Source organism: Flavobacterium sp., assembly GCF_031411595.1.
In the GTDB taxonomy this organism is placed as follows: Bacteria; Bacteroidota; Bacteroidia; order Flavobacteriales; family Flavobacteriaceae; genus Flavobacterium.
In genome coordinates this window covers 36,205-55,929 of the sequence record NZ_JANOBI010000047.1, presented here as the reverse complement: position 1 = coordinate 55,929, position 19,725 = coordinate 36,205, and the positions used below count along the sequence as shown (strand labels likewise).

Here is a 19,725-nt window from a genome sequence, read left to right as displayed (position 1 = left end):
ATGAAACATCTTAACAAATTATTTGCTGCTGTGGTAATGTTTATCGGACTAAGTTCACAAGCACAAGATAGTAACAATCCATGGGCTATTTCCTTTGGAACAAATGCCGTAGACACTAGAGTTAGTGCTGCATCAAAAGTAGAAGACCAATTTTCTCAGTATTTTAATGTAAAAGACAACTGGAATATTCTTCCATCAGTTTCATACATTACAGTTTCAAGACACGTTGGTGGAAATTTTTCATTTGGTGTAACAGGATCTGTTAACAGAATAAAAAGATGGGTAGAGCCTAGAGTTACTGAGCCTGGAGATTATACAGTAATTAATCCGGGAGATTTAAGCTACTACGCTGCAGATGGAGTAATTAAATATAGTTTTGCTAACATGTTCGGTTGGAAAGTTATCGACCCGTCGATGCACATTGGCGGAGGTTATACTTCAATGGGGAAAGCAAGTTACGGAACTGCTAATGGTGGTTTTGGATTAACTTTTTGGTTCACAGAAATGGTAGGTTTGTCTTTCCAATCTACTTATAAATATTCATTCGATACAGATGCAAGAATTCCAGAACAAAATGTTCCTTCTCATATGCAACACTTTGCTGGTTTGACATTCAAATTTGGAGGAAAAGATACTGACGGTGACGGAATTTATGATAAAGATGACGCTTGTCCTGAAGTTGCTGGTTTGAAACAATTCAAAGGATGTCCTGATACTGACGGTGACGGAATTATCGACGGAAGCGATTCTTGTCCAGATGTTGCCGGTTTACCTGAATTCCAAGGTTGTCCTGATACAGATGGAGACGGAATTGCTGATAAAGATGATGCTTGTCCTGAAGTTGCAGGTCCAAAATCATTAAACGGTTGTCCTGATGCTGACGGTGACGGTGTTGCTGATAAATCTGACAAATGTCCAGATGTGAAAGGTCCAAAAGAAAATGGTGGTTGTCCTTGGCCAGATACTGACGGAGACGGAGTATTAGACAAAGATGATAAATGTGTTGATGTTAAAGGTACTGTTGCCAACAATGGTTGTCCTGAAATCTCAGAAGAACAAGTAAACAAATTGAATGCATATGCTAAAACAATCTTGTTTAACTCTGGAAAATCAACATTCCAACAACAAACTTACCCTGTTTTACAATCGATAGCTGCAATCTTAAAAGAATATCCTTCTTCTAACTTTAGCATCGAAGGTCACACAGATAGCGATGGTAAAGATGCTGCTAACCAAAAATTATCAGAAGACAGAGCTGCAGCAGTTAAAAACTATTTAATTGAGAATGGTATTGCTGCTTCAAGATTAACTTCTGCAGGTTACGGTGAAACTAAACCAATCGACAGCAACAAAACTAAAGCTGGTAAAGCTAACAACAGAAGAGTTGAAGTGAAATTGGTAAAATAATTTCTTCAAAAATATTTCTCAAAAACGCCTCGATTTATCGGGGCGTTTTTTTATTTTTATAACATGACAAAAACTTCTTTTCTTGATAAAATAGCCCAAGTATTAATCGAAAACTACAGCGATACATTACCCAATACCATTGTTATTTTACCAAACAAACGCGCTAAAATTTTCTTAATCGAAGCGTTAAAGAAGCAAATTGACAATACCATTTTCGCCCCAGAAATCATCAGCATCGAAGATTTCATTCAAGACATAGCCGAGCTTCGCAGCATTGATGCTATCGAATTAATTTTTGAGTTTTACGAAGTATACTTATCCATTACAGAAAAATCAAAACAACAACCTTTCGAACTGTTTGCGAATTGGGCGAAAACATTACTGCAAGATTTTAATGAAATCGATCGGTATCTATTAGAGCCCAATAAAATTCTAAAGTATCTCGATGACATCAAAGAAATAGAGCATTGGTCAGTAGATGCTGAAAATAGAACAGAGCTAATCAATAAGCATTTAGAATTCTGGAAATTATTACCCAATTATTATCATTCGTTTTATGCTTATTTAGCCAATAAAGGCGTCGGATACCAAGGTATGATTTATCGTGAAGCCGTAAAAAAAATCGATGTATTTTCTAAAACCAAGAACGATAAAAAATATTTGTTTGCAGGTTTTAATGCTTTGAATGCCGCCGAAGAAAAAATTGTGCAGCAGTTATTAGAATCCAATCAAGCTCAGATTTATTGGGATGTTGATGAAGTTTTTTTGAACGATGCGTCACACGAAGCAAGCCTATTTGTTAGGCGTTTTAAACAAAAATGGAATCACTACCAATCAAACCCTTTCGAATGGATTGTCAACGATTTTTCAGCATTCAAAAATATTCAAATAATCGGCACTCCAAAAACCATTGGGCAAGCTAAAATTGTCGGAAACATTCTCGAACAACAAATGCTCACCAATCCTGATTTTAACATCAATAAAACTGCTGTTGTTCTTGGTGAAGAAAACATCTTAATTCCATTGTTATATTCACTTCCCGCATCAATTCAAAATTTGAATATTACGATGGGTTATTCCAGCAAAAATAATCCTGTTCAAATATTGGTTGCTAAATTATTCAAACTGCACACCAGTGCATCTTCCCGAAGCCAATATGTGTTTTATTACAAAGATTTGCTTGATGTCCTGACACATCCGTTGGTTGAACCCTACATCAATGCAGAAGATTTAGTCAAAAGGATCAACCAACAGAATTATACTTTTATTACATACAAAAAAGTGGCTGAAATTCAAGGGCAACAAAACAAGTTGCTGGAATTGTTATTATACCCATGGAATGATGGTGTTGTTGCAGTATTGAAAACCATATCAAGTTTGTTAGAAACCATCAAAAACAATCTGAGTAATGAAAGCCAAGACGAAAAAATCACCAAAGCTTTTGTGTATGCGATTTTTAAAACCATCAACAAGCTCATCAATTACGCTTCGCAATATCCGCACATCAATTCTCTAGAAACATTGCATTCGATTTATAAGCAAATTATCGAATTAGCAGAAGTTTCTTTTGAAGGCGAACCTCTTAATGGCTTGCAAATTATGGGCGTTTTAGAAAGCCGCGTTTTAGATTTTGACACCGTTATTATTACTTCAATGAATGAAGGAAAATTCCCGGCTGGAAAATCGCAAAATTCATTCATTCCGTATGATGTGAAAAGAGAATTCGATTTGCCGACATTTAAAGAAAAAGACGCTATTTATACCTATCATTTCTACCATTTATTACAACGCGCCAAAAATATTTATTTGTTGTACAACACCGAAAGCGACGGAATCGATGCCGGTGAAAAAAGCCGTTTCATCACCCAACTCGAAATCGAAAAGCAACCCAATCATCAATTGACACACGAAATATACAATGCGATTTTGCCAGAATTGGCGCACGATCCCGTGATAATTCCAAAGTCAGATTCGGTTATGATTCGTCTTAAGGAAATTGCAGAAAAAGGGTTTTCACCTTCGGCATTAACGAGCTATATTAGAAACCCGATTGATTTTTATTTTCAAAAGATTCTGCACATCCGTGAAGTAGAAGAAGTCGAGGAAAATATTGCATTGAATACACTCGGAACCATTATTCATGAAACTTTAAGAGTTTTATATGAACCTTTTGTCGGTCGATTTATCAATGAAAAAGATATCAATATCTGCTTGAATCAACTGGATCAAGAAGTTCTAAATCAATTTAGATTGGTTTACAAAGAAGGCGAAATCAAAAAAGGCAGAAACCTATTGGCTTTCGAAGTGGCCAAACGTCATGTATACAATTTCCTGCAATTGGAATTAGAAAGTTTGAAAAACGGTGATGCATTAAAAATAATCGCTTTAGAGCAAACTTTCGAACGCCAGATCGAACATCCTGATTTGCCTTTTCCTGTTTTGATTCGAGGCAATGTCGACCGAATCGAAGAACGCAACGGAATCATCAGAATCATCGACTATAAGACCGGAAAAGTAGAAAAGCGAAGTGTTGCCTTAAAAACATGGAATGCGCTCACAGACGATCTTAAAAACGACAAAATAATTCAAGTCTTGGCGTATGCTTATATGTATCAAGAAAAATCTGAAAGCAAACCCATGGAAGCTGGAATTATTTCGTTTAAAAATTTAAAAGCAGGATTTTTGCCGTTCAGTTTCAAAGAAGATAAAGAAGCCATTTCTATTATCGATGATCAGATACTGGCTGATTTTACCGAGCAAATAGTTGTATTATTACAAAAAATTTTAAATCAAGACATGGCTTTCGAAGAGAAAGTTTAATATTATTTATTTTAATAATCAAAAGATGAAAAACGAAATCGCAGCATTTGTAAATTACGCAAACAAATCGAACGTGAAAGTTAGTTTAGCAGTAACCATTTTTAGTGTTCTAATGCTGATTATTTCACTTGTAAGCGTCAATTATAACAACGACAATTTAGGAATGATTTGTTTTTTCAGTCTGATTATAGAATTTCTTTACGGAGTCATTCTATCCATTAAAGTCTTAAAAAACAGGGCAGAATACTTACATCTGATTCCTTTTCTGTTTTTAAATTGGTTTATAGGTTGTTTTTGTGCGAATATTTTTATCAATGTTTTTGAAAATCTTCCGGTTTGGGTTTATGTTGTAACGTTTTTGTTTTGCCTTTCTAATTTCTTTGTATACAGTAAACTTAAAAATAAGTATGCTGCAGCGGTGTGTTATTTCATCAATGGATTTTCATTGCTATTGATTGTTTATTTCATGATGTATTTAATTCCTTTTATACCGATTTCACTAATCGGAATTTTCGCTATCGGAATTGGTTTTTACGGATTGGTTCCTTTGATTGTCTTTGTGAGTCATAGCTACACATTAGGAAAAGAGTTTTACAATAGCCAAAAGAACCTGTTGCCTTTTAGCACAGGAATTATTGCTGTTATTGTGGCTTTAACCCTTTTTACTTTTAAGCTTAATGAAGAATGTCAGCATTTAAATCAATACACTGTTACCAAATCATTTGAAAGTAATGACGACTTGCCTAACTATATCGTCATTTCCCAAAACCTCAATCCTAATTTCTTAAATGAAATCTTACTCAAAAAAGACATTGTGTATGTCTGTACCGATAATTTCTTTGAATTTAAAGGATTCGATACGTTTGGAGAAAAGCAATTCAACGAAAGAAAGATACACAACCCATTTATCAATGTGGCTTATTTGTTTTCTGAGGATTTTAATTTAAGCCAAGACGATAGAATTAATATTCTGAAATCGAATTTCGACAAACGATTGGAAACCGAAGAGCAACTCTGGAGCGGAACAGATTTAATCACCAAAAACATCAAAGAAGATATCAAGATCTATTCAAACGACCGCCTGGCATATACCGAAATCACCATGGATGTAGTTTGCGATAAAGATGATCTTTGGGATAAAAGAGAAGCCATTTATTCTTTTCAATTGCCTGAAGGTTCTGTAGCAACATCACTTTCGTTATGGGTAAACGGTATAGAACGCAAAGGTGTTTTGACGACTAAAGAAAAAGCCCAAAATGCCTACCGTCAGATTGTAGGCGTTGAAGCGCGCGACCCATCGTTGATGCAATGGAAAGAAGGTAATAAAGTGGTGGTTAGGGTTTTTCCGATAAGCTATAAATTGCCACGCACTTTTAAATGTGGATTTACAACACCATTAAAAGTGGCAAACAATCAAATGTCCTATCAAAGTTTAAATATCAAAGGACCCAATATATCGAATGCGGAAACGATTTCCAGAATTCAAATGGTAGGCAATCAAAAGTTTACAGCGAATAAAAATTTTCAATTGAATAACGGTTTTTACACCAACAAATCGAAAGGTTTGGAAACATGGGAAGCAATCGTACCTATTGATAATGAAACATTTTCAAGAACCTTTGTTTGGAAGGATAACGAATATAGAATAAACAAAATAGAAAAAGAAACATCCCAATTTACACCTAGTGAAATCATCTTAGATCTCAATAGTTTTTGGACAACAGATGAAGTAAAAGCTTTTTTAAATCAAAAAGATCAAAAATATTTCACCTACTATAACAATCAAAAACAAGAAATTAACGACGCCAATTATGAAGTTGTTTTATCACAATTTATAAACCTGCATTATTCATTATTACCACTTTATTTGCTTCATGAAAACAGTCTTGTTGTCACAAAATGCGGCACTTTTTCTGCAAATTTCGAAGAATTGGAAGCATCCGATTATCTCAAAAAAATTAAATCTGAAGTCAAGCAAAAGCAGATTAGAGTAATCAATATTTCTGAAGATATCAATCCTTTTTGGCAAACCATAAAAGAGCAAAAGTATGTCGAGTATAGCAACACAAATATCAAAAGCGCTATTCAACTCATCAATAACAATCAGTTTATATCATTAAAAAAACCGGAAAACAGCGTTGCTATTGAACCTTCGAACATCTGCATTCAACAGCAACCCAAAAAAGCGAATTCGGTTAGTAACGGTTCTAATCATATCTACAGAATGTATGCTTTTGGAAAAGTTTTAGAGGAACAAGTCAAAATTCAACAAGATTCGACAGCAAGTAATCCCTATGTTACGTTGGCTAAAGATGCTAATATTGTCACACCCATATCTTCGCTGATTGTTCTTGAAACGGATGAAGATTACAAAAAAAATGGTATTGAAAAGAATGTAAATACATTAGGGAATGCCAATATAAATGAAGGTTCTGCCGCACCAATAGGCCATCGATGGATTTTGATTGTCGTTGCTTTGATTTTAGCGTTCTTCTATTTCAATAAAATAAAATTGAAAGAAATGATGTAAATCAAATCGGGTTATATTTTTTTCAAAAATTCACCAATTGCCTTCAAAACTTGGCCCGAATTTTCAATATGACTCATGTGTCCATCGGGAAAAGTAACCAGTTCAACATTCGTGTTTTCAATCTGATTTCGATTTTCATCATAATTTAAAACGCCATCTTTTCTACCCAAAATCAGTAGTTTCTGATAGGGTCCGAAATGCAATAAAACTTCACGGTCTTTCCTAATTTTCATTCCTTCTAAAGCAGCAACAATGCCTTGAAGTGGTGTTTTTAAAGCTTCAAGTTTTACTTTTTCGATTTCCTCAGTCAATCGCGTTCGGTTGTCCTCGCTGAATAAATTAGCAATCGACAATCTAACAAAAGCGGTATAATCTTTCTTAACCGCTTTGATGGCGCGATCGCGATTCGTTTTTCTTTCATCACTATCGGCAAGTGAAGTCGAATTCATCAACACCAAACCTTTCATAAAATCAGGATACAATTCCGCAAAAGCCAATGCCACATAACCGCCCATCGAATGCCCGATTATTATCGCTTTGCGAATGCGTAAACCCGATAAAATATCATGAACCATGTCCGCCTGATCTTCCATTCCGTGGATATAACCCAAACATTCCGTTTGTCCGTGGCCTAATAAATCAATAGTAATGACGCGGTGTTTTTTACTCAATTCGGGAATCATTGCTTGCCACATTCCTTGATTTTCCAAGAAACCATGAAGCAATACAATCGCCGTTCCTTTGCCGGAATCAGTATAAGTGACATGAATATTTTTGTAAAGATGTTGTTTCAAAATTTGTTTTTTCAGAAGCTATTCCCGCTATACGTTCCCAATCTTTTGTTCTGAACCCCAGAACAAAAGGATTTCCACTGCTATCAGGGCTAGGGCTATCCGATACATTTGAGGCGAATTATTTATGAAGCAAAAATAAGGAAATTTACAGCGAATCCGGAAGTAAAAAATCACCATCAACAATCAATAATTTGACCCCATTTTCTGAAATAGAACGGTGGCTGCTCAAATCGTCAGAGACAACATAAGTCATTCCCTTGGTTAATGTCAATTGTTCGCCGGTAGCCAATTCGCTGACAAATTCGCCTTCAAGACAATAAACAATATGGCCTTTCTGACACCAATGATTCGCTATATAACCGACAGTGTAGGTTACAAGACGAATTCTTAATCCTGGGAATTGAATCGTTTGCCAATAGGCAGTTCAGGTTTCACCTTGATGTTCCGTTTTTGGAATTAATGTCCAATCGATAGTTTGAAAAGGAATATTCATAAGTAGTCTTAATTGCGATATAACATCAATTCTTCGTGGTCATCGGGAAATTGAATCGTCGAAATAAATTGCAAACCCAATTGCTCCAAAAGCTTTATAGATGGTATATTGTTAGCTAATGTAATGGCGCAGATGGTATCAAGATTGTAAGTTTCACGAGCCACGGTCATCGTAGCATTGGCGCTTTCATAAGCATAACCTTTTCTTGAAAATTCGGGTAAAAGGCAAAAACCAATATCAGGAAAATCGAGTGTGTCGCGTTTCAAAATACCACACATACCAATCAGTGTTTTGTCGTTTTTAAGTTCGACCATCCAAAGTCCGAAGCCGTGATTTTCATAGATTTTCATGGGTCCGTTTTCGAGATAGATCTTAGCTTGTTCGGTGGTCTTTACATTGCGTTCACCAATAAATTCAATCCATCCTGGACTATTTAGAAGCGTTATGATGAAAGCGGTATCGTCAAATGTAAATTCGCGCAATCTCAGCCGTTCGGTTTCAATTATGGTTTTCATTAAGTATAATGCGCTATCATTTTATAGACTTTTCCAGCCTCGTTGAGAAACATGACTTCCACGGCCATTTTATTCATGACCGATTTATAATATAAAGCTACAGAATCTACGCCTTGAGTTACATCCAGCAATTCGAAATGCAAATCGGGAATTCTTTGAAGCGCTTTGCTCCAATAATCACGCACAGCATTTTTGCCTTTCAAAGAACCACTTTCAATACCTGCCGCGAGCTTAATCATCGGAGTCGTGATTTCAATATCGTCGGTATAATGGTCAAGAATTATATCCAAATCATGTGAATTCCAAGCAGCAATCCAGTCTTTTGCGAATTTTTGAGCATCCATGATCTAAGCGTTCATCAAACTTTCGATTTCATCAATTTCAATTGGAATCGTATGCATCAGATTGAAAGGCTCGCCTTTTTCCTGAACGACAACATTGTCTTCAAGACGAATTCCAAATCCTTCAGCCGGAATATAAATCCCTGGTTCAACCGTAAACACCATATTGGCTTTCATTGGCTCGTTTAATAAACCGTAATCGTGTGTGTCAAGTCCCATATGGTGAGACGTTCCGTGCATGAAATATTTTTTGTAAGCGGGCCAGTCCGGATTTTCATTTTGCACATCGGCTTTGTCTATCAAGCCTAAACCAAGCAATTCTGAAGTCATAAGTTTGCCAACTTCAACATGGTATTGTTTCCATAAAGTTCCTGGCGTAAGCATTTTAGTGGCTTCGTTTTTTACGCGCAACACGGCATTATAAACCGCTTTTTGACGTTCGTTATATCGACCTGAAACCGGAATCGTTCTCGATAAATCGCTTGAATAATTGGCATATTCCGCAGCTACGTCGAGTAAAATCAAATCACCGGCTTTGCATTGCTGGTTGTTTTCGATGTAATGCAAAACGTTGGCATTGTTGCCCGAAGCAATAATGGGTGTGTAGGCAAAACCTTTCGAACGGTTGCGGATGAATTCGTGGATTAATTCGGCTTCGATTTCATATTCCGTTACATTGGGTTTTACAAAAGGCAACAAACGACGGAAGCCCAATTCGGTAATATTGCAAGCTTGTTGAATCAAATCGAGTTCTTCACTTTCTTTGACCGAACGCAAACGCTGCAAAATCGGATTGCTTTTCGCCACTTGGTGCGCAGGATATTTGGCTTTCCACCATTTGACGAAGCGGTCTTCTCGAGTTTCAGTTTCAACGGCAGCGCGGTAATGTTCGTTGGTATTGATGTAGATGGTGTCGCTATACGTCATCATTTCATTTAAAATCTTATGAAAATCCTGCAGCCAATACACAGTTTTGATTCCAGACACTTCGAATGCACGGTCTTTGGTGAGTTTTTCGCCTTCCCAAATCGCAATGTGTTCGCTGGTTTCTTTGAGGAAAAGCATCTCACGTTGGTGTTCGTAAGGCGCTTCAGGAAAAAGCAACAACACGCTTTCTTCTTGGTCAACACCAGATAAATAGAAAATATCGCGGTGCTGTGCAAAAGGCAAACTGCTGTCTGCGGAGACCGGATAAATATCATTGGAGTTAAACACCGCAACGCTGTTTGGTTTCATTTGAGCAATAAATTTTGTGCGGTTTTTTATAAAAAGTTGTCGGTCAATTTGATGGTATTTCATTGTTCTTATTTTTGAGATTGATTTGAACTCAAAATTAAGGAAACAATTTTCTTATCGACTAGCCAAATGGCGTTATTTTATATTTTTCCGGATACGGCTCATGTGTCTTGAGGAAATTCCGAGAAACGAAGCAAGATAATGTAGAGGCACTTGCTGCATCAAATGCGGTTCTGTGGTGAGCAATTTTTTGTAGCGTTCTTCGGGAGTGAGTGTCAGTAAATCAATTCGATAATCATCAATGAGGCAGATTTGTTTTTCGATTAAATTGTAATAGAATTGATGAAAAGCTTCGTTGGTTTTGATGAGTTCACGGAAAGTCTCAATATCTAAAACCCACAACTTGCAATCGAAAATCGCCTTGATGCTTTTGCGAGAAGGTTTGTTGAACAAGAAACTGTTGAGCGAAGCCGTGAATGTATTGCGTAATGCCAGATAAGTAGTTATTTCTTCATCATTGATGACAATCTCGTGTTGTAAAATGCCGTTTTCGACATAGCAGAAATACTGACATACTTCGCCTTCTTTAACTAGAAATTCGTTTTTTTTGAGATTCAATAATTGAAAAGAATCCTTCGATTGATCGACGAGATTTTCCAACGAAACATCACCAACCATGAGTTGCATATCTTCAAGCAAACTGCTTTTCATTTCCTGAGATTTCATTTATCGAATTAAATTTCAACAAAAGTAAAAGAATTGCAATAGGAGTGATGTATTAAACAAGAAATTTCGTTTTTTCAGACATTCAATAAAGCTAATTTTGTTGAAGTAAAGTGTTGAAATTAAAGGTTTAAAACGGTATTCTTTAAACATTTCATAATCTTTTTAATGAAACATTTTAAAATCATTATAAATTACGGCGAAAAGGTTGTAGTTAAATTCAAATAGCCTTATTTTTGTGTGATTTTTAAAACAAACTATTCTAATCTTATGGCAAAATCTGCATTTTTAAAGTCATCCCTAGCAAAGAAATATTGGATGGCTCTAACAGGTTTATTTTTATGCTTGTTCTTAAGTGGTCATTTAGCGGGAAATCTTCAGTTACTGGTTCCTCACAATGCGTTGAATTTTAATAAATACGCTTTGTTTATGACTTCCAATCCGGCAGTAAAAATACTTTCTTACCTCACTTACATTTCCATTCTTTTTCACGCATTCGACGGTATTATGCTGGCTTTTCAAAACAAAGCAGCGCGTCCGATTGGGTACGCGAAAAACAATCCGTCGGCGAACAGTCCTTGGGCATCGAGAAATATGGCGGTTATGGGAACCATCATTTTGATTTTTATTGTAACGCACATGGTGAGTTTTTGGGCCAAAATGCACTTTGATGAAAAGATGCCGTTGCAAACCGTTACCATCAGTGCTCAAGGTCAATCACAAGAATTTTATGTGACTACTGATGGCGGTTATTTGCCAAAAGCGCAAGTGGATCAGAAAATGATTTTGATTAAAGACAGAACGGATTTTTATGATGCAGGTGCTAATGTGAAAATCAAAGAAGGCTACAAAGATTTATACAAAATCACTTTGGCTTTCTTCCAAGATGCGCAATATGGTTTGTTGTTTACTTTGTTGTATGTAGTGTCGATGATCATTTTGGCATTTCACTTATTGCACGGTTTCAGCAGTGCTTTCCAGAGTTTAGGATTGAATCATCCCAAATATACACCGGCAATCAAAGCATTTGGAAAAGGATTTGCGATTGTAGTTCCGTTGTTGTTTGCGATTATTCCAATATACATTCATTTTTTTCTAAAAGCATAATCCAATGGCATTAGATTCAAAAATACCTCAAGGTCCCATTTCAGATAAATGGACAGACTATAAAGACCATTTAAAATTAGTAGCTCCTAACAACCGTCCAAAAATCGACATCATTGTTGTAGGAACAGGTTTGGCAGGCGCTTCCGCTGCGGCTTCGTTCGGAGAAATGGGCTACAATGTAAAAGCATTTTGTTTTCAAGATTCACCACGAAGAGCGCACTCAATCGCGGCTCAAGGCGGAATCAACGCTGCTAAAAATTATCAAAACGACGGTGACAGTACGTTCCGTTTATTTTACGATACAATCAAAGGTGGCGATTACAGAGCGCGTGAAGCGAACGTACACCGTTTGGCAGAAGTGTCATCAAACATCATCGACCAATGTGTAGCACAAGGCGTTCCTTTTGCTCGTGATTACGGTGGATTGTTAGACAATCGTTCGTTTGGTGGAACGCAAGTACAACGTACGTTTTACGCTGCCGGACAAACAGGACAACAATTATTGTTAGGTGCATATTCTGCTTTATCAAGACAAATCGGATTAGGGCGCGTTCAAATGTTCAACCGTCATGAAATGTTGGATTTGGTTAAAGTTGATGGAAAAGCCCGTGGTATTATTGCCAGAAACTTAGTAACAGGAGAATTAGAAAGACACTCAGCACATGCTGTCATTATTGCTTCGGGAGGTTATGGAAACGTTTATTTCCTTTCCACCAACGCGATGGGAAGTAACGTTACTGCAGGATGGAAAATACACAAACAAGGGGCTTATTTTGCTAATCCGTGTTATGTACAAATTCACCCAACTTGTATTCCAGTTCACGGAACCAACCAATCGAAATTGACATTGATGTCAGAATCATTGAGAAACTCAGGACGGATTTGGGTTCCAAAGAAAAAAGAAGACGCTGAAGCTATTCGTGCTGGTCAATTGAAACCAACACAAATTGCAGAAGAAGATAGAGATTATTACTTAGAAAGAAGATATCCTGCGTTTGGGAATTTAGTACCTCGAGATGTAGCCTCAAGAGCTGCAAAAGAGCGTTGCGATGCCGGTTTCGGTATTGAAGCGAATGATACTAATGAAGGTGTTTATTTAGATTTCTCAACTGAAATCCAAAACAAAGGAAAGCAAACCGCTTATGCTAAAGGAAATCACAATCCAACGGCTGAAGAAGTTACGGCTTTAGGAAAGCAATGGCTTGAAGAAAAGTACGGGAATTTGTTTACGATGTATCAAAAAATCACAGACGAAAACCCATATGAAACACCAATGAAAATCTATCCGGCGGTGCATTACACCATGGGTGGCGTTTGGGTTGATTATAATTTACAATCAACAATTCCGGGTTGTTTCGTAGCCGGTGAAGCCAATTTTTCTGATCACGGTGCGAATCGTTTGGGAGCTTCGGCGTTGATGCAAGGTTTGGCTGACGGTTATTTCGTCTTGCCTTACACGGTTTCGGATTATTTGGCAGATGATATCCGAACAGGAAAAATCGCTACGGATTCAGCTGAATTTGATGAAGCAGAAAAGCGAGTGAAAGGAACGATCGATATGTTCTTAAACAACAATGGAACTAAAACCGTCGATCATTTCCACAAACGTTTGGGATTGATTATGTGGAATAAAGTTGGAATGGGCAGAAACGAGAAAGGTCTGCAAGAAGCCATAGCTGAAATTGGTCAATTAAAAGAAGAATTTTATAAAGATGTATATGTTCCAGGAAGTTCAGACGAATTAAATCCAGAGCTCGAAAAAGCACTACGAGTAGCCGATTTCATCGAACTCGGACAATTGATGGCAATGGATGGATTGCAACGTAAAGAATCCGCAGGCGGTCACTTCCGTGAAGAATATCAAGATGCTGAAGGTGAAACATTGCGTGACGATGAGAACTTTAAATTTGTTGGAGCATGGGAATATCAAGGCGATGACATCACCAAAGAAGCACTTCACAAAGAAGAATTGAAATACGAGTTTATTAAAATCGCAGCTAGAAACTACAAATAAAAGATTATGTCAGCAGCAAAAAATATCAATATCAACCTTAAAATTTGGCGTCAGAAAAACCCAAGTGTCAAAGGAAGCATGGAAACGTATAAACTTGATAATGTTTCTACCGCAAGTTCATTTTTGGAAATGCTCGATCAATTGAACGAACAGTTGATCAATGAAAGAAAAGAACCGATTGCATTCGACCATGATTGCCGCGAAGGAATTTGTGGATCGTGTTCATTATACATCAATGGACGTGCGCATGGCCCGGATACCGGAATCACAACTTGCCAGTTGCACATGCGAACGTTTAAAGATAACGACACGATTTTTGTAGAACCATGGAGAAGTAAAGCGTTTCCGGTGATTAAAGATTTAGTGGTCGACAGAAGTGCTTTCGATAGAATTCAACAAGCCGGCGGTTTCGTATCGGTCAATACATCAGGAAATACGATTGACGCCAATGCCACTCCAATTCCGAAAGACGACGCGGATAAAGCATTTGAAGCTGCTGCGTGCATCGGTTGCGGCGCTTGTGTTGCAACTTGTAAAAACGGTTCAGCAATGTTGTTTGTTGGCGCAAAAGTATCGCAATATGCGTTGTTGCCACAAGGAAAAGTAGAAGCTTCGCAACGTGTACTCAATATGGTGCGTCAAATGGACGAAGAAGGTTTCGGAAATTGCACCAATACTGGCGCATGTGAGATTGAATGCCCGAAAGGAATTTCACTCGAGAATATTGCACGCATGAACAGAGAATACTTAAAAGCAAGTATTTCTTAATTCATTTTTAAAATATACTACTCAAATCCCAATCATTCGGTTGGGATTTTTTATTTTTATACGATGAAAGTCGCTTTAATACAAACCGCATTGCATTGGGAAAACCCGCAAGCCAATCGAAATCATTTCGAAAAATTAATCCATTCTATTGCTGAAAAAGTTGATTTGATTGTACTTCCAGAAATGTTTTCTACAGGATTTACAATGCATCCGGCGGATGTAGCTGAACCAATGTTGGGCGAAACGATTGAATGGCTTAAATCGGTTGCGAAATCAAAAGAATCGGCTATAATGGGCAGTTTGGTCATTCGAGAAAACGAGCGTTATTACAATCGATTGGTATTTGTTTTGCCTTCGGGGGAAATCAAAAAATATGATAAGAAACACTTGTTTACTTTGGCTGGCGAAGATAAAGTTTACAAAGCTGGCAACGAAAAATTAATTATTGATTATCAAGGTTTTAAAATCTGTCCTTTGATTTGTTATGACTTGAGGTTTCCTGTTTTTTCCAGGAATACAGAAAATTACGACTTACTGATTTATGTTGCCAATTGGCCAAAACCAAGAACCAATGCATGGGATATTTTACTAAAAGCGCGTGCAGTGGAGAATCAATGTTTTGTGATTGGCGTTAATCGAATAGGTATTGATAAGAATAATCACGAATATATTGGTCATTCTCAAGCAGTAGATTGTCTTGGGAATTATGTGTTAGAACCACAAGAAAATGAAGGTGTTTTTATCATAAATCTTGATAAAAGCGACATGATTGAAACAAGGGAAAGGCTAGATTTTTTATCCGACCGCGATGCTTTTAGTTTTTTAAACTAAAGGTTTGTTGCACGTCCCAATTGGCTCTGACATCGATTTCCTTAGGAAAATAAATCACTTCTTCTGATTGTTTTCTTTCGAGGAAATTTCCAGAATCCCATACGCCATTTTTATTGTCATCGTAGATAACCCTCAAAGTATATAAGTCTGGCTTAATAAGATTAAAATCGATTTGAGCATTGTTTTCTGAATAGTAGGAAGCCTGAACTTCACCTTTCTTATCAGTAAGTTCTACAATCAGCGGAAACTGCTTTATACTCTCTAAATTGAGTCGAAGATTGCCATAATCAGAAGTGTTTTTGGTTTCAAATGTAAAAGTAATTTCTTTTTTATTGGTTTGATCTAAGAAATCTGTAAGCGCATCGGGTAATAATTTGAAGGTGTATTTTTCCAAAGGTTCTTTTTGAAAATCAATGTTCAAAGCTAAATTCATTTCGTCATAGATCATTTTAAATGGAATGGCTGTAGAATCTTTATTAATCAATTGCATTTTAGATTCATCCATTTTAGCAATTGGAATACTGACATTGAGTGTTAAAGTTTCTCTTAAATCGAGTGTTTTAGGAGGTATATTTACTCTCAAACTATCTGTCTTTTGATTTTTAATTTTGAATGTAAAGTCTTTATTGTAATTGTCTTTAGAAACAGAAAGCATGAGAGAATCGACGGCAGATTTTTCTATTTTGAAAGGCTTAAACCACAATTGAAGCGAGTCTTTCTTTGGCATTCTGGTCACATAAGATTTGATGTCTTCACCGCCTCTTTTCAAAGTTAATTTAACGCCTTTCGGGTTGCCTTCATAGCCCATTATTGCTGAGCTTCCGGATGATTGTGACGGTTTAAAAGCTTTGAATTTCTCAGTTTCTTTAAAGAGTTTAACTTCAAAAAGCGAATCATTAGGAATCGAAATAATTTTATTATAGAAACCTATTTTTTCAGTTTTAGGATCAAATCGGTAGTTATTATTGATGTCTTTCAACGCCACCAAATGATACCTCCCGGCTTTAATATTGTCTATTTTAAAAGTTGCAGAACTGTCTAAAGTATTCGTAATATATCTTGGGTTTCCCTTGTAAATTAAGGAATCATTATATTTTTCGTTGACTTCATACAACATCACATTCACATAAGAATCCGGGGTTTTATCCAAAGCATCTTTAATGTTGCCATTTATCGATAAAGAATCAATGTAATGCCCGGTTGAAAAAACATATTTAAATTGACGATACGGATTTCCTTCATTATTGTCTTCTATACTTTGACCAAAATTTAAACTATACGTGGTATTTGGCTCTAAAGGCTCTAAGAAATTTACACTCACAGTTTTGCTGGCAGTAAGCGGCAGTATTTGTGGTTTTTTGGCTATTGGCGGCGAGATAATCAATTGTTTGTTGATGTCTTTGAGCTTTACATATTCATCAAAAGTCAGTTTAATCGATTGTCCCGTAAAATCTGTTGAGAAATTTTTAGGAAAACTCACTTTAAGTACCGGAGCAATTGTGTCTTTAATTCCACCAGATATCGAGCCACGCTTAGCGCAACCGGTAATGACAAGCAGTGAAAGAATAAAAAAATAACGAATTTGTTTTTTCAAGGATAAAGCTTTTTTCGAATGACAAAATAACAATTTATATTCTTGGAATTGAAAAAAAATCACAACAATTATTAAATAAATCTGATGTGGATTTACAGAGAATTAAAATGAGAATATTTTACAATGTAATCATATTTAAAGCGTATTAAATCAGTTATTTAATTATAAAATAGTAGTTATTTACATTAATAATATCATTCAAAAAACTATGCTTTAATGTGTAATGGCCATACAGACAATACTAATTTTTACTCCGGGAATTTTCAATAAAGCACGACTGCATGCTTCTAAAGTTGATCCGGTGGTTAATACATCGTCAATCAATAAAAAATGTTTGCCATGATCTTCTTCGGTAAATACGACATCGAAAACACTTTGATTATTGACTTCCGTTCTCTTTAATAAATTTTTTTTCGTTTGCGTTTTTGAAAATACAGTTCGCTTCAAAATGTTTGGATTGTAAGTGACATCAAGGTTTTTTGATAAAGTCAATCCAAAGGAAGTAACTTGATTATAACCACGTAACCTTAGCTTTTTTGGATGTAGCGGAACTGGAATAATTTCATTTACAGAATCAATACCAATAATCGATTTTAAATCTTCTGCAAACCAATCTGCTAAAAGAATTCCAACGTCTTCAAAGCCTTTGTACTTTAAGTTGTGAATCATTTCCTGAACGATTCCCTTTTTATGAAAAAAGAGCAAACAGCTAACAAATTCGACAGGAATTTTACCATAGAATTTTTTAAAAGCTTCGTTTTTTGGCGTTAAATGATGATTGGTTAAAGGAATGTCATGTCTGCAAATGGTGCAAATGACTTTTTCATTAGACAATAGTAAGGAATGGCAACCGACACAAACCTTTGGAAAGAAGAGGCTTATAATATTTTCGAACATCTTTTTGGCGTTTATGTCATAAAATTATAAAAAACTATGATTCGATGTCGATTTATGTTCATTTTTAATTTCACTTTTATATTTTTGCAGCACTATGGCAAAACAAGAAGATTTATTTAAGAATGTCGTTTCGCATGCTAAGGAGTATGGATTTATTTTCCCTTCGAGCGAGATATATGACGGATTGAGCGCAGTTTATGACTATGCTCAAAATGGCGTTGAATTGAAGAAAAACATTAGAGAATATTGGTGGAAATCAATGGTTCAGATGCATGAAAATATTGTAGGTTTAGATGCCGCGATTTTAATGCATCCCACAACTTGGAAGGCTTCAGGACACGTTGACGCTTTCAACGACCCATTGATAGATAATAAAGATTCTAAAAAAAGATACCGCGCCGATGTTTTGATTGAAGATTATGCTGAGAAATTAAATCAAAAGGCAGAAAAAGAAATTGAAAAAGCTAGTGCACGTTTTGGTGATGCCTTCAATCGCGAAGAGTTTGTTACCACGAATGCTCGTGTGATGGAATATCTTGCTAAGAAAAAAGAAATTCTTGAAAGAATGGCGAAATCACTTGGCGATGAAAACTTGGAAGATGTCAAAGCATTAATTGAAGAATTAGAAATTGCCGATCCGGAAACAGGTTCTAAAAACTGGACAGAAGTGCGTCAATTCAATTTAATGTTCGGAACAAAACTTGGAGCTTCAGCCGATTCTGCAATGGATTTATATTTGCGCCCGGAAACAGCTCAAGGTATTTTTGTGAACTTCTTGAATGTTCAAAAATCGGGCAGAATGAAAATTCCTTTTGGAATAGCACAAACGGGAAAGGCGTTTAGAAATGAAATCGTAGCGCGACAATTTATCTTTCGTATGCGTGAATTTGAGCAAATGGAGATGCAGTTTTTCGTCAAACCAGGCGAAGAGATGCAATGGTATGAATACTGGAAAAACACTCGCTTAAACTGGCATTTGTCGTTGGGCTTAGGACGTGAGAATTACCGTTTTCATGATCATGAAAAATTAGCGCATTATGCCAATGCAGCTGCGGATATTGAATTTAATTTTCCATTCGGTTTTAAAGAATTGGAAGGCATTCATTCGAGGACTGATTTTGATTTGAAAGCACATGAACAGTTTTCCGGTAAGAAAATGCAATATTTCGATGCGGAAACTAATGCGAATTACACACCTTATGTAGTGGAAACTTCTGTTGGTTTAGACAGAATGTTCTTAGCGGTTTTTTCGAATTCATTAAAAGAAGAAACATTGGAAGATGGTTCGATAAGAACGGTTTTGCAGTTACCATCGGTTTTAGCTCCAACAAAAGCGGCTGTTTTACCATTGGTGAAAAAAGACGGTTTGCCTGAAGTAGCCCGTGAAATTATAGAAGATTTAAAATGGGATTTCAATGTGACTTATGATGAAAAAGACGCCGTTGGAAGACGTTACAGACGTCAAGATGCTTTAGGAACGCCATTTTGCATAACTGTTGATCATCAAACCTTAGAAGACAAAACAGTAACAATAAGGCATCGCGATTCGATGAAACAAGATCGTGTGAAAATTACGGAATTGAAGTCCATCATAGAAAATGAAGTATCGATGAAAAACTGGTTGATGAAAGCCAAAGTATAAATTGATGTTTTAA

At 36.3% G+C, this 19,725-nt stretch carries 15 protein-coding genes and 1 pseudogene; 8 read left to right on the top strand and 8 right to left on the bottom strand.

The window, feature by feature from the left end; all coding sequences use genetic code 11:
* From RMO03_RS11275 to RMO03_RS11265, 3 genes are all read left to right on the top strand, one after another.
* Complete coding sequence (locus tag RMO03_RS11275; RefSeq protein ID WP_309642205.1) at positions 1–1,407, top strand: OmpA family protein; 1,407 nt, start codon at positions 1–3, stop codon at positions 1,405–1,407.
* A 63-nt stretch (positions 1,408–1,470) separates the two neighbouring features.
* A complete protein-coding gene (locus tag RMO03_RS11270) occupies positions 1,471–4,227 on the top strand; it encodes a PD-(D/E)XK nuclease family protein (RefSeq protein ID WP_309642204.1) in 2,757 nt (918 codons plus the stop codon).
* Between the two features lie 25 nt (positions 4,228–4,252).
* Positions 4,253–6,757 (top strand): XrtN system VIT domain-containing protein, encoded by a 2,505-nt coding sequence (locus RMO03_RS11265; protein ID WP_309642203.1) that lies wholly within the window; start codon positions 4,253–4,255, stop codon positions 6,755–6,757.
* Positions 6,758–6,768: 11 nt separating this feature from the next.
* Here the strand turns inward: RMO03_RS11265 and RMO03_RS11260 are convergent, their stop codons facing one another.
* The 6 genes and pseudogenes from RMO03_RS11260 to RMO03_RS11235 form a co-directional block, all read right to left on the bottom strand.
* Positions 6,769–7,551: an alpha/beta fold hydrolase gene (locus RMO03_RS11260; protein ID WP_309642202.1), complete on the bottom strand. Its 783-nt coding sequence runs from the start codon at positions 7,549–7,551 to the stop codon at positions 6,769–6,771.
* Between the two features lie 145 nt (positions 7,552–7,696).
* Positions 7,697–7,963, bottom strand: a pseudogene (locus RMO03_RS11255) (DHCW motif cupin fold protein); the annotation flags it as partial.
* 89 nt (positions 7,964–8,052) lie between these two features.
* A complete protein-coding gene (locus RMO03_RS11250) occupies positions 8,053–8,559 on the bottom strand; it encodes a GNAT family N-acetyltransferase (protein ID WP_309642201.1) in 507 nt (168 codons plus the stop codon).
* Positions 8,559–8,903, bottom strand: a complete 345-nt coding sequence (locus RMO03_RS11245) for a nuclear transport factor 2 family protein (RefSeq protein WP_309642200.1) — start codon at positions 8,901–8,903, stop codon at positions 8,559–8,561. Before RMO03_RS11245 ends, RMO03_RS11250 begins: the two co-directional genes overlap by 1 nt.
* Positions 8,904–8,906: 3 nt before the next feature.
* Positions 8,907–10,199 (bottom strand): aminopeptidase P family protein, encoded by a 1,293-nt coding sequence (locus RMO03_RS11240; RefSeq protein WP_309642199.1) that lies wholly within the window; start codon positions 10,197–10,199, stop codon positions 8,907–8,909.
* A 72-nt stretch (positions 10,200–10,271) separates the two neighbouring features.
* Positions 10,272–10,862: a Crp/Fnr family transcriptional regulator gene (locus RMO03_RS11235; protein WP_309642198.1), complete on the bottom strand. Its 591-nt coding sequence runs from the start codon at positions 10,860–10,862 to the stop codon at positions 10,272–10,274.
* A 267-nt stretch (positions 10,863–11,129) separates the two neighbouring features.
* Between RMO03_RS11235 and RMO03_RS11230 the strand changes: the two genes are divergently transcribed.
* The 4 genes from RMO03_RS11230 (at position 11,130) to RMO03_RS11215 (ending at position 15,579) form a co-directional block, all read left to right on the top strand.
* A complete protein-coding gene (locus tag RMO03_RS11230) occupies positions 11,130–11,966 on the top strand; it encodes a succinate dehydrogenase cytochrome b subunit (protein ID WP_309642197.1) in 837 nt (278 codons plus the stop codon).
* A gap of 4 nt (positions 11,967–11,970) precedes the next feature.
* A complete protein-coding gene (locus RMO03_RS11225; RefSeq protein WP_309642196.1) occupies positions 11,971–13,980 on the top strand; it encodes a fumarate reductase/succinate dehydrogenase flavoprotein subunit in 2,010 nt (669 codons plus the stop codon).
* Positions 13,981–13,986: 6 nt separating this feature from the next.
* Positions 13,987–14,748 (top strand): succinate dehydrogenase/fumarate reductase iron-sulfur subunit, encoded by a 762-nt coding sequence (locus tag RMO03_RS11220; RefSeq protein ID WP_309642195.1) that lies wholly within the window; start codon positions 13,987–13,989, stop codon positions 14,746–14,748.
* 63 nt (positions 14,749–14,811) lie between these two features.
* Complete coding sequence (locus RMO03_RS11215; protein WP_309642194.1) at positions 14,812–15,579, top strand: amidohydrolase; 768 nt, start codon at positions 14,812–14,814, stop codon at positions 15,577–15,579.
* Here the strand turns inward: RMO03_RS11215 and RMO03_RS11210 are convergent.
* Together RMO03_RS11210 and RMO03_RS11205 are read right to left on the bottom strand one after the other, a co-directional pair.
* The gene (locus RMO03_RS11210) at positions 15,563–17,173 is read right to left on the bottom strand and encodes an Ig-like domain-containing protein (RefSeq protein WP_309642193.1); all 1,611 of its coding nucleotides are present in this window, start codon (positions 17,171–17,173) and stop codon (positions 15,563–15,565) included. The genes RMO03_RS11215 and RMO03_RS11210 overlap by 17 nt on opposite strands.
* A 213-nt stretch (positions 17,174–17,386) precedes the next feature.
* Entirely contained in the window at positions 17,387–18,070 is a 684-nt protein-coding gene (locus RMO03_RS11205; protein ID WP_309642192.1) for a ComF family protein, read from the bottom strand.
* A gap of 94 nt (positions 18,071–18,164) precedes the next feature.
* Between RMO03_RS11205 and RMO03_RS11200 the strand changes: the two genes are divergently transcribed.
* A complete protein-coding gene (locus RMO03_RS11200; protein WP_309642191.1) occupies positions 18,165–19,712 on the top strand; it encodes a glycine--tRNA ligase in 1,548 nt (515 codons plus the stop codon).
* Positions 19,713–19,725 lie beyond the last annotated feature (13 nt).